General features: G+C 69.2%; 2 protein-coding genes. One reads left to right on the forward strand and one right to left on the reverse strand.

Annotated features, from left to right (window positions below; all coding sequences use genetic code 11):
* Positions 1-27 precede the first annotated feature (27 nt).
* On the reverse strand, positions 28-6,150 hold the full coding sequence (locus ACZ404_RS11040; protein WP_468438272.1) for a LamG-like jellyroll fold domain-containing protein: 6,123 nt from the start codon (positions 6,148-6,150) through the stop codon (positions 28-30).
* A gap of 353 nt (positions 6,151-6,503) precedes the next feature.
* On the opposite strand from ACZ404_RS11040, the gene ACZ404_RS11045 reads away from it, so the two are divergent.
* Complete coding sequence (locus ACZ404_RS11045) at positions 6,504-13,271, forward strand: RHS repeat domain-containing protein (protein ID WP_468438274.1); 6,768 nt, start codon at positions 6,504-6,506, stop codon at positions 13,269-13,271.
* Positions 13,272-13,274: the final 3 nt, after the last annotated feature.

The following is a 13,274-nucleotide window of genomic DNA, read 5'->3' on the forward strand; positions in this document are numbered from 1 at the left end:
GCCCGCTGTGCCGGTGCCGGCCGTGGCTCAGTGCAGGGCACTGACCTCGGTCGCCGACAGTGTGCGCGGATAGACGTGGACGTCCGCGACGGAGCCGGGGAACGCCATGTAGGGAGTCGTGGCGGAGGCGCTGTTGACGCAGCCGCCGACGGTCAGGGGCAGGGACGAGTCGTACTGCGGGCTGAGGTTCTTGGCCGTCCCCATCAGGGTGCCGTTCTGGTACAGGGTCATGGTGCCGGTGCTGGAGTCCCCGGCGACCGGTGCCCGGTAGGTGGCCACCAGGTGGGTCCAGGTGCCGACCGGACCGGTGTTGTTGTCTCCCTCCGCGGTGGGGAAGTCGGCGTTGTCGTCGTTGGTGGTCGTGGTCTGGAACATCCAGGCGCCACTGGGTTTGTCGTAGGAGAGATAGAAGGACTGGTGCTCCGTGGTGCCCTGGCAGACCGCGGTGGTGCCGAGCGCCGAGTTGATCTTCACCCAGGCCGAGACCGTGTAGTCGCCGAGCGTGTTCACCGCGCTCTGCTTGCTCTTGAGGAAGCCGGTGCTGCCGTCGAAGGCCGCGCTGCCGGACAGCCCGCTCGGCGCGTCGGTGCCGAAGCTGACACTGCCGGACGGGGTGAGCGCGTTGAGGGAGGCGCTGTCGCTGCCGTCGGAGCCGAGCTTCCACTCGTCCTCGGGCATGCCCTTGTCCCAGCCGGACGGGACGATCACGCTGTTCGCGCCGGCGTCGCTCGCCGTCATCGCGTACGGGTAGACCTGCACGTCGGAGACGGAGCCGGGGAAGGCGTTGTACGGCGACGTCGCGTCGGGGCTGTTGATGCAGCCGCCGATGGTCAGCGGCATGGACGAGTCGTACTGCGGGGTGGGGTTGGTGGCCGTCCCCATCAGCGTGCCGTTCTGGTAGATCGACATCACGCCGGTGCCCGAGTCACCGTCCACCGGAGCGGTGTAGGTGACCAGCAGGTGGGTCCAGGTGCCCAGGGCCCCGGTGCCGGTGTCTCCTTCCGCGGTCGGGAAGTCCGCGCTGTCGTCGTTGGTCGTCGTGGTCTGGAACATCCAGCCCTGGTTGCCTCTGTCGTAGCCGATGTAGAACGCCTGGTGCTGGCTGGTTCCCTCGCAGATGGCGGTGGCGGGATTGTCCGCCGAGTCGAGCTTCACCCATGCCGAGACGGTGTAGTCGGCGAGGGTGTTGACCGCCGTGTGGTCGCTCTCCAGGAACCCGGTGCTGCCGTCGAAGGACGTGGCGCCGGCGGGGGCGTTGACCGCGTCGGGCCCGGCCGCGTTGAAGGTGGCCCCGCCGACCGCGGTGAACGGGTTGTCCCCGCGCTGGTCACTTCCGTCGGCGGACAGGTCCCACTCGTTGTCGGGAGTGTCGCTGCCGGTGGCCTCCGGAACGATCAGGTTCGGCGCGATGGCGACGACCTGGGTGTTCGTGTCGTTCAGGTACCGGGCGGCGAGATCGTCGTAGTACGCGTTGGACGGGTTGCCGCCGGAGAGGTCGGCCGCCTTGACGGTCGACGAGGTGGCCGTGCCGTCCGTGGAGACCGCCGCCGCGAAGTCGATGACCTGCGTCGGGAAGTTGTCCAGCAGATAGCTGTTGACCTGCTCGCGCGCGGACTCCTGCGTCGCCGTGCCCGGGTGGGCGGCGGTGAACGGGGCGATGGTGGTGAGGTAGACGGTGATGTTGGAGTTCTGCGTGACCGGCTGCCCGTTGATGTACGTCTGCCCGTCGTCGGTGTAGTACGAGCTGAGCTCGCTGTTCAGCGCGGCCAGTCCGTTCTCGACCTTCGTGGCGCAGGTGTTGGCGTCGCTGGTGCAGTTGAGCAGGTCGGCGGCGCCGGTGGAGACGAGCACGGTGCGCACGTTGCCCTGGGCCAGTACGTTGCGGTCCAGCGGGTTGAGCGCGTTGGTCGGGGTGTCGCTGTTGGTGACCTGCGGCAGCAGGTTGTTGTTCAGGGACGCGCTGTTGGTGCCGGCGTTGAGGATGCCGTAGTCGATGGTGTCGTCCCCGTTGGGGTCGTCGACGACGGCGCTGGTGATGGCGTCGCTGAGGTGGTGCCGGCCGTCGCCGCTCGCGGTGTCCGCGTTGACGCTCTGGTCGCCGTAGAGGACCAGCGAGCCGGTGGGCGCGGAGGTGGGAGTGGTGACGTCGATGCCGGCCAGGTACGGCAGACCGGTGTAGGTCGTCTGCGTGTACTTGGTGGCCGCGGTGTCACCGGTGCGGTTGGCCGCGTCGCTGACCCACACCGGGGTCTGGGCCAGGCCGTGGCCGGGCATGGCGGACACCGAGCCGTGCACCTGCAGGCTGACCAGCACGGTCGCCTGCTGCCCCACGGCCAGCGTCACCGGGTCGCTGGTGACGTCCCCGCCGGCCGGGACGGTGACGGATGCGGAGCCGTTGTTGAAGGCGAGCGGCACCGGTGCCGCGGCCGCCGTGGCGCCGCCCGCGGTGGCGTCCTGCAGCGCGACGGAGGCCGCGTCGAAGGTCACCGGGCTGCTGCCCATCGCGTTGGACAGGTGGATGCGGACCCCGTTGCCCTCGTCGGTGCCGATGCTGACGTGCGCCGGGATGCGCAGCGTCTGCCCGCTCACGGTGGCGGTGGTGCCGCCGGACTGCTGGACCTTGGCGGTGTCCTGGACGGAGGACCAGGTGCCGACCCAGTGCTGGGCGCTGCTGCCCGTGAGGGGCCGCACACCGACGCCGAGGACGTGCAGGGTGGGCTGGCCGGCCTGCACACCGTTGGTGAACAGCGGCAGGGAGATGCTGCTGACGACCGAGCCCGGGCAGGCCAGCGGCACGCTGATCGCGTAGATCTTCGGGCCGGGGCTGGGGCTGGTCTGCGTGTTGTTGCTGTGGTTCTGGTGGACCAGGGTCAGCGTGGCCGCGGAGGCCGGACCGCTCATCCAGTCCGGCACGGTGTCCAGCGTGTACGTCTGGTCGGCGGGGTTGCCGTCGGGGTCGAGGCAGTTGTTCTTGCCGTAGGTGATGGTGCCGGTGGCGCCCTTGGCCGCTCCGCCGGTGGCGAAGGCCAGGAAGACCACCGCTCCACCGGTGTTCACCACGCCGCTGCCCGGCACGGTGAGGGTCTGCCCGGAGGCCAGCATGTTGTCGTAGGTGCCGGTGCCGAACTTGGGCAGGGTGACGGCGGCGCCGTCCACGGTCACCGACTTGCCGCTCTGCCAGCCCGCCGTGCCGGTCAGGTCGGCGGAGTTGATGCTGTTGCCCGAGCCGTCGGCGTCGGCCGTGCTGGTCGTGGTGGTGAAGGTGCTGGTCGCGGTGTTGTTCAGGCAGCTCGAGGTGCTGTTGACCGCGCAGGTCAGCGCGGGCGCGAGGCGCAGCACGTCGATGCCCGCCTGGTAACCGGTCGAGCTGGGGTTCTTCCCGGTCAGGGTGAGGGTCAGGGTGTGCGCACCCTGCTTGAGGCTGAGCAGCTGACCACTGGAGTCCTTCGGAATGCCCAGATTCACGAACCGGGTGGTCACATAGGAGTTGTAGGCGTCGAACCCGTTGATCAGGGTGGCCTCGGTGGGCTTGCCCGCGTCCAGGACGAGGCGGTAGATGCCGTAGTCCTTGGCCTTGGTCAGGTTGACGCCGAAGCTCCAGGGACCGTCCTTGGGCACGTCGAAGCCGAACGTCGCGCTGTCACCGGAGACGACCTTCGTCGTGCTCTTGTTGGCGAGGAAGGCCTGGTAGCCGTCGGCGAACTCGTAGCCGCTGCCGGCGGCCTGGCTGATCAGCTGACCGCCCTTGGAGGTGAGGGTCGCCTTGGGCACGGCCGTGGTCGTGCCGTCGGCATTGGTCGCCGTCCACCCGGCGACCATCTTGTCGCCGTAGGCGTAGGTCGGCGTGCTGGTGCCGGCGTAGAAGGCGTAGGACGTCTGGGTGATCGACGTCGAGCCGGCCTGGTCCACGGCCTTGGCGTACAGGGTGTGCGGCCCCGCGGTGCCGGGGGCGAAGGCGGGGGAGGCGCTGCCGTTGATCACCGCGGTGCCGGTGCCGGAACCGTTGTCGGAGGTGACGTAGTACACCTTGCCCGGCGTGATCTTCGTGGTGGTGGTCCAGTGGGTGACGCTGCTGCTGTACACCGTGTTGCCGAGCGTGCCGTCCAGCGAGAACAGATAGCCGGTGACGTTGTTGGTGCGGTTGTTGCTCAGCGTGAAGGTGCCCTTGTCGCCGAAGGCGGAGCCGATCTGCTTCGACGGGAACTGACTGGAGGTCACCGTGGGCGCCGGCGGCGCGCTGGTGTCGACGGTGAACGTCTGCGTCTTGGTCCAGATGCCCGAGCCGGACCCGACCCAGTAACCGGCCGCGTTCTGCGCGGTGGCCTTCCAGGTGTAGGTGCCGTCGGGCAGGCTCGGCGTGGTCCAGTCACTGCCGTTGGTGTTGTACCGGGCGCGCTTCTTGGAATCCAGATTGGGGCCGAATCCCTGGTGGATCAGGGTGCCGGAGGAGTTGAAGACGTTGTAGTCGATGCGCACCAGCTCACTGCCGCCGGCCAGGTCCGGGTCGACCGCCCGCGCCGACAGGGTCGGGGTGTGCGTGGTGGTCATCGTCTTGCCCGAGCTGACGATGGACGGCTTGATCGCCGGGGTGCCGGTGCCGTTCTTCAGCTTCGGGCGGTAGCTGTAGGTGACCGACATCGTGGCGCCGCCGCCGAACGCGAGCTGCTTCCACTGGGTGGCGTCGTTCATGTCCGGCGACTGGACCATCAGCGTCATGCTCTTCCAGCCGCCTGCCGCCGCGCTCTGCGCGCGGGAGGTCACGTCGAACTCCAGCGACGGCGGGCTCACCCAGGAGTTGGAACCGCTGGTGACCGGGCAGGTGCCCGCCTCGTGGCTCTTGGGGTTGGTGCCGAGGGAGCCGGTACGGCCGCCGGGCTCGTGCCCCCAGTACAGCGAGGACGACGACCATCCGGCGGGCCGGTCGGTGCCGTAGACGGCAGCCGGGGTGTCCGCGCAGGAAGCGGCCGAAAGCTGCTTCACATACAGCGAGGCGTGCGTGACCACAGCGCCTTTGATGCCGCTGGTGTTCATCTGGTAGTAGGTGCGCGCCCGCTCACCGTTGCCGGGGTAGGAGTTGTCCCACCCCTCGCGGGCATTGGTCTCACCCGACGTGGAGGTCGAGTTGTAGACGTTCCACCCGTTGTCGGAGATCCGCGCCCAGTCCAGCTGGGACGGCCTGCCGCTCCACTCCGGGTCCACGTAGACCGGGTAGGTGGTGCTCTTCGCGGACAGCAACTTGCGGTCCAGGCCCAGCAGTTGCTTGCCGGACTTCAGGCTCACCTTCACCTGGGCGCGGTGTCTGCCGGCCTTGACCGCCGCCTTGTGCTCGGCGCGGGCGGAGGCGACGGTCGCCGTGCCGGCCGGGGACACACCGGAGGCCTTCTTGCCGGCGCTGTCCCACATCAGCGCGGTGTCACTGTGGAACACCGTCCGGCCGGTGCGCCGGTCGGTGGCCTGCGCACCGCCGTCACGTGTGGGTGTCACCTCGACATGGGCCGAGGTGGTGTTCAGCGCGAGGGTGCGCAGCCGCGGATCGGCCGCCGCCTTGCGGGACTTGACCACCAGGATCGAGGAGTAACCGGAGGCGTCCGCGGTCAGCTGCAAATCGACCTGGGGCAGCACGTTCGGGTAGGTGGCGGTGTCCCCGGAGATCACCGGCCGGGGCAGCTTGCCCGGCCAGGAGAAGCCCAGCCTGTCACTGCCGTCGCGCATCATGACCAGCGTGCCTGGACCGCCGCCGGAGAACGTCACGTCGGTGACGGCGGCCCTGGGCGCCCAGGTGCCGTCGGCCCGCCGCACCAGCGTCGTGTCGATCGGCACCCACCGGCCGTGCTGCAGGGTGCGCTGCGGCATCGAGGAGTCGGTGCGGGTGAAGGTCCCGTTCGGGTTGGCGACCACCACCGTTCCGGTGTCGGTGAGTTGGTCGATCGTCACCGGCTTGCCGGTGGCCTTCGCCCGCGCGGACGCCGCCTGTGTCGGGTTGAGACGCCTGGTGGCGGGATGTGGATGCGTGCTGTGCGGCTTCGCGTGGGGTGACGGGGCGGCAGGCGCCGCGTGGGCCGACACCGTCGCGGTCAGCGAGCCCGTGGCCAGTGCTGCGACGACGGCGACGGCGATGGGTCTGGACGCGGGACGTCTGGACGCACGCATGGGTGTGCCATGGGAAGGCATCGAGGTTGGGATCCTTCGCAGATCTAAGGCGGTCCCCCCGTGGGCCCGCGCCGCAGTGCATTCTGCGGGCACCGGTGATCGGGGTCCATCACGAACTGATCGGCAACTCTCCCTGGATGGTCCGCTTTTGACGGATGCGAGACGGCTTGAGTTTCAATTTGGATGATCCCTTGGGGCTTTCACAGGAAATTCTTTGCCTGTGCAGATCATGTGAGGTCCTAGCGTGATCCACCACGGGGGTGTGACAGCTGTGTGTGCCCTCCGTTTGACGTGCACTCAGACGCCCGCCGGGTGACCTGTGTGCTCTTGCCTCAGGGAGGGGATCGCACACCATGGTGCGAACAACGGGGTGGAGACGGGGGCGGTCGGCCTCACGCACCCGAAGACTTCGGCGTACGGCGTTCGTCACGGCCGGCACCCTGCTGGTGTCGGGCCTGCTGCCCGCCGGTGTGGCCGCGGCGGACTCCGGGACGAGGACGACGCGGCATGTGTCGGCTCCCGCCGTGCCGCACGACAAGCGGATCCCCTTCACGCACGCCACTCCCCGGCACGTCCCCTCGCACAAGGGGTTCAAGCACTTCGATCCCGCCGTACACGCCAAGCTCCCGGCGGCGGGCAGTGCCGTGGTGACCCTGCCGGTCGCGCCCGCCTCGACGAGGCTGAGCGCCAAGGCGACGCAGGTGCGGGCCGGGAACACCCCCGTCCTGCTCGGCGCCGCCGCCACCACCCGGCCCCAGGGCGGTGCCGTGACCGGTGCGCAGCGTGTGCGGGTGAACGTGCTGGGCCAGAAGGCGGCGCGTGCCGCCGGTGTCCACGGTGTGCTCTTCACCCTGCGGCGCACCGGCCCGGGCGGCGGCAAGGTCGCCGTGCGGGTGGACGACTCCTCCTTCCGCTACGCCTTCGGCGGTGACTTCGCCTCGCGTCTGCACCTGGTGCAGCTGCCCGCGTGCGCCCTGACCACGCCGAAGCTGCGCAAGTGCCAGGTCCAGGCGCCGGTGCGCACCGCCCCCGGGGCGCCGCTGTCGGGACAGGTCGGTGTGCCGGGCGCGGCGCCCGGCAGCACCTTCCGCACGAGTGAGGCGACCGCGTCGTCCGGCGCCATGGTGGTCATGGCCGCGACCTCGGACACGTCGGGTTCGTCGGGTGACTACTCGGCGACGAGCCTGTCGCCCGCGGGGACGTGGTCGACCTCGGGCAACACCGGGTCGTTCACGTACACGTACCCCATCAACGTGCCCGCGGCCGTCGGCGGAGCGGCGCCGAAGGTGGACCTGTCCTACGACTCCTCCAGCCAGGACGCCCGCACCGAGGGCACGAACAACCAGTCCTCCTGGCTCGGCGACGGCTGGTCCTCGACGGACAACTACGTCGAGCGCACCTACAAGCCGTGCAAGGACGACTCCTCCTCCGGTGCGCCGAAGGACGACGGGGACGAGTGCTGGGCGGGGCAGATCCTGACCCTGTCGCTGAACGGCAAATCCACCGAGATCGTCTACGACGACGCCACCAAGACGTTCCACGCCGCCGACGACGACTCCACGATCAAGATCGAGAACCTGAAGGACACGACGAACGGGACCGACAACAAGGAGTACTTCAAGGTCACCGAGGGCGGGACGCAGTACTTCTTCGGCCTCAACCGGCTGCCGGGCTGGTCGTCGGGCCAGGAAGAGACGAAGTCCGTCTGGACGATGCCCGTCTACCACGCGCACGACGGGGTGTCGGCCTGCCCGGACAGCACGGACTTCGCCTCCACCTCCTGCACGCTGGGCTACCGTTTCAACCTCGACTACGCCGTGGACCTGCACGGCAACGCCACCGCGTGGTACTACAAGCCGGAGACCGGCTACTACGGCGCGGACATGAAGGACACCGCGGTCTCCTACACCCGCGGCGGCACGCTCGCGCGCATCGACTACGGAATGACGTCCTCGACGATCTACTCGGGCACCGCGCCGGAGCAGATCCTCTTCGAGACCGCCGAGCGCTGCATCGCGGGCACCCCGTCGGGCAACACCTGCGCCGACAGCCAGTTCACCGCCGCCAACGCCGCCTACTGGCCCGACGTGCCGGTCGACCTGAACTGCACCTCCGGCTCCAGTTGCACCAACCACGGCCCGAGCTTCTGGTCCCGCAAGCGGCTGACCGCCATCACCACGCAGATCCAGACCGGCGGGGCGACCAAGCAGGTCGACAAGTACACCTTCACCCAGTCCTTCCCCGACGGCGGCGACCACGCCCCCACGCTGTGGCTGGACTCGGTACAGCGCACCGGCCTCGACACGCTCGGCGGCGCCTCCGGCAGCACCTCGACACCGGCCGTCAGCTTCGACCCGCCGCTGCAGCTGCCCAACCGCGTCGGCACCATCCCGCAGATGCCCCTGATGTACCACGACCGCATCCAGACGGTCACCAGTGAGACCGGCGCCCAGACCTCGGTCACCTACGACCGCCCGGACTGCTCCAGCGCCCCGGCCAGCGACCCCAACGATCCCACGGACGCGGCCGCGAAGACCTTCGCCTCCACCAACACCCTGTCCTGCTTCCCCGTGTACTGGACCCCGACAGGGCAGCCGGCGCCGTGGATGGACTGGTTCTACAAGTACAAGGTCACCTCGGTGGTCACCGAGGACCCGCACAACTCCTACCAGGACGGCACCCAGCCCAAGCTGGAGACGGACTACGCCTACAAGGGCAACCCGGGCTGGCACTACGACGACAACGAGGTCGTCAAGGCCAAGAACCGCACCTGGGGCCAGTTCCGCGGCTACCCCGAGGTGGACATCACCACCGGAGACCCGAGCGTCTTCCACTACACCAACGGCGCCAAGGTCTACGACCGGAAGACCCTGTCGAAGAAGTACTACTTCCTGGGCATGAACGGCGACACGCTGCCCGGCGGCAAGACCCGCTCGGTGCCCGACCTGACCAGCCAGGACGGCGCGACCACGGTCGCCGACGACAACGCGCTGGCCGGACAGGTCTTCGAGGCCGACACTTACACGGCTTCCGGCGGCAGCCTGGACAAGGCCGTGGTCACCGTGCCCAAGATCATCGGTCCGACGGCCACCCGCACGCGCAGCGGCCTGCCGGACCTGACGGCCCAGATGGTCCGCACGGCGAAGTCGCTGACCCGGCAGGCGGTGTCCTACGGCTGGCGCAAGACCGAGACCGACACCTTCTACACCACCACCCTGGGCAAGCCGACCACCGGTATGCCGGTGCAGGTCGACGACCGTGGCGAGACCGCCGACAGCGACAACGTCGCCAAGTGCACCTACACCCGCTACCTCACCGGTGGGGTGGACACCCTGGTGGTGCCCGCCGAGGTCATCACCACGGCCCAGGACTGCTCCGCCGCGGGTGCCACGCCCAGCGGGACGCTGATCTCCGACACCCGTACCTCGTACGACAAGAACCCCTTCGCCTACGACGGCGACGGCCAGCAGAACCCGGCACTGCCCGACCACGGCGACGCCACCCTGGTCCAGCGGGCCTCGGACGCCAGCGGTGCGAACGCGACGACGTTCGTCGACGAGAGTGCCACGACCTATGACTCCTACGGCCGCCCGACGAAGGTCACCCGCACCCCCAAGTCCACCTCACCCGACGGCAAGAGCCTGAGCCAGTCGGTCTTCACCGCGTACACACCCGCCAGTGGCGCGCTGCCGACGTCCCTGACGACAGTCACCCAGGTCACGCCCGGTACCGACTGCTCCGCCGTCACCACGTCGTCGAAGGACTGCGAGCTCACGAGCAGCACCGAGGACCCGGCCCGCGCTCTGCCGACCGCCAAGACGGACGCGGCGGGACTGCTCACGTCCCTCACGTACGACGCGCTCGGCCGGCTGACGGCGGTCTGGCTGCCCAACGAGAGCAAGGCCAACAGCGCGCCGGCGAACACGACCTACAGCTATCGCCTGTCCCAGACCAGCCCCTCCGTCGTCACCGAGAACTCCCTCCTCGACAACGGGAGCTACCGGACGAACGAGACGCTGTACGACGGCATGCTGCGCACCTTGCAGACGCAGGACACAGGGGAGAACAGCACCACCACGGTGTCCGACACGCAGTACGACTCGCACGGCTGGAAGGTCGTCAGCAACAACGCCTACAGCGTCGGCGGCAACCCCGGCAGCAGCCTGATCTCGGTCTCGCAGGTCTCGATCCCCGACACCACCGTCACCGACTACGACGGACTCGGCCGGGCCGGCCTGGTCACCGAGGAGCACGACGGCGCCAGGGCCTGGACCACGACCACCGCGTACACGGGGGACAGGACCACTGTCGTTCCTCCGAAGGGCGGCGTGGCGACCCGCACCGTGGTCGACGCCCGCGGCCAGACCACGGAACTCGACCAGTACACCGCCGCGCCCACGCTGTCGGGCAACGCGTCCGACGGCTTCACCGCCACCGGCGGCACCACGTCGGCCACCACGTACGCCTACTACCCCGCGGGTCAGCAGCGTCAGGTGACGGGGCCCGACAAGGCGGTGTGGAAGTTCGGCTACGACCTGCTCGGGCGCAAGACCTCCACGACCGACCCGGACGCCGGTGAGACCGACTACGGCTACGACGACGCCGGCAACATGATCTCGACCGAGGACGCCCGCAAGATCGAGCTCGACTACACGTACGACCTGCTCGGCCGCAAGCTCGCGGGCACCGACAAGTCCAAGGCGGGCTTCCAGTTCGCTTCCTGGACGTACGACACCCTGAAGATCGGCAAGCCGACCAGCTCCACCCGCTACGTCCAGGGGGTGTCCGGCGGCTACACGGTGGCCACCACCGGCTACACCAGCCTCGGCAGGCCCACCGGCACCAGGATCACCCTGCCCTCGTCGGAGACGCCCCTGCCGTCGACGTACACCACCACCTACACCTACACGCTGAACACCCAGACGCTGGCGACCCAGACCGATCCGCGCACCCAGGGCCTGAACAGTGAGGTCATCACCTACGGCCACGACGCGCTCGGCGCCCCGACCACCACGGGCAGCAGCATCTTCACCTACGTCGGCGCGACCGTCTACACGAACTACAACGAGCCGTCCCGGGTCACCCTGGGCGCCTCGACCAACCCGGCCTGGATCACCTACAGCTACGACGACCAGACCCGCCGGCTCACCGACCGCCTCATCGAGCGGACCCAGGCCCCCGGCCCCACGGTCGACGACACCAAGTACACCTACGACGCCTCGGGCAACCCCACCTCCACCACCGACCAGCAGTCCGAGACCGGCAACACCGCCACCGACCAGCAGTGCTACAACTACGACACGCTGGACCGGCTGACGGACGCCTGGACGGCCACCGACAACTGCGCGGCCAACCCGCCCACCAGCGCATCGCTGGCCACCACGCCGGGCGCGTACTGGCAGTCCTTCACCTACGACGCGGTCGGTGACCGCCTGCAGAGCGTGGACCACGGCATCGGATCCACCGGCGCCACGACCACGACCGGCTACACCAACGGCTGCACCGCCAACTGCAATGCCACGGGTGCCCAGCCGCACACCCTGACCGCCACCACCGGAGGAGCCGACCCCACCAAACTCGTCTACGACGTCGACGGCAACCTGCTCACCCGCACCCCCACCACCGCCCCGGGACAGAGCCTGATCTGGGACGACGAGGGCAACCTGGCCCAGGTCGACACGACCGGCGCCCACCCGTCGACCACCAAGTACCTCTACGACGCCGACGGCAGCCAGCTCATCCGCCGCGACCCCGGCCAGACCACCCTCTTCGCCGGCGACACCGAGATCGTGGTCAACACCTCGGTGACTCCGAACGTCCTCCTCGGCGCTGTCCGCACCTACGCCCACGGCGGCAGCGGATCACCCGTGGCGGTACGCTCCAGCCTCACCGGCGGAGGCCTGAAGTACCTGTTCAACGACCCGCACGGCACCGCGACACTGGCGATGGACGCCACCACCCAGCAGGTCGCGCGTCAGCAGTACACGCCCTTCGGCCAACAGCGGGCCAGCGCCAACAGCGCCGCATGGCCCGACCCCACACACAGCTATCTGGGCAAGCCGAAGGACACCTCCACCGGATACACCGACGTCGGCGCCCGCAAGTACGCCCCGGAGCTGGGTCGCTTCATCAGCGCCGACCCCCTGCTCAACACGGCCGAGCCCCAGTCGCTCGGCGGCTACACCTACGCCAACGACAATCCCGTCACCTTCTCCGACCCCGCCGGAACCGACCCGTGCGGCGGCCTCAAGTGCGGGCACGCGGGTGACAAGTGCAGCGACCCCGACATCTACTGCAGCGCCGAGAAGCCGGACGGCACGGCCGATCCCACGGGCGGGCCGCTGTACCAGCAGGGCGGTGGCGGCGGTGGCGGCGGTGGTGGCGGCGGCGGTGGTTCCGGCAGCTCGGGCAGCGGCCACACCGGCTGCTACTACGTCCTGCTGAACCCCTGCGGCAGCGCTCCTGCCACCCCCGTGCACCGCACGGTCCAGTCGCAGAAGATCAACTACCTGTCACCGCTCATCTTCAATCCGGTCGCTTCCCAGAACATGGGCAACCTCTGGTGCGGAAACGGTCGTGGAACGGCGGAGATCGCCTGCGCGGGCAGCGGAGCGGCCGTCACCGGAGTCGGTGCCGTCCAAGGAGGCATCGGCACGATAGGCGACCTCTCCAGCGAGGCGGGCAAGAACATGCGCACCGGCGCGACGCCCGAGATCCGCTCGAACGGTGCCAAGACCCTCAACGTCCTGCGCAACAACCCCGGCACCCGGCAGCTCGCCGCCCTCGGCAGAAGCGGGGCCTGGAACGTGGCAGGAAAGGCACTGCTGGGCGCCGGCGCCGTCACGGCGGCGGTGGGCGGCTACGACACCGCGCGCGACGACGGCATGTCCGTCCGCAAGTCCGTCGCGGTCGGGGCCTCGGAGGGCGTCGCCGACACGGCGATAGGCTGGGGCGCCGCAGAGACGGGTGCCGCCTGGGGCGCTTCGATCGGTACGGCGATCGAGCCAGGCGGAGGCACTCTCGTCGGAGGGGCTGTGGGAGGGGTGGTCGGTGGTGCCGTCGCTGTGTTCTCCAGCAGCTACGTCAACCATGCCATCACCGACATCGCCAGCTGGTTCTAGTTC

This window comes from Streptomyces sp. NPDC030798 (assembly GCF_055572275.1).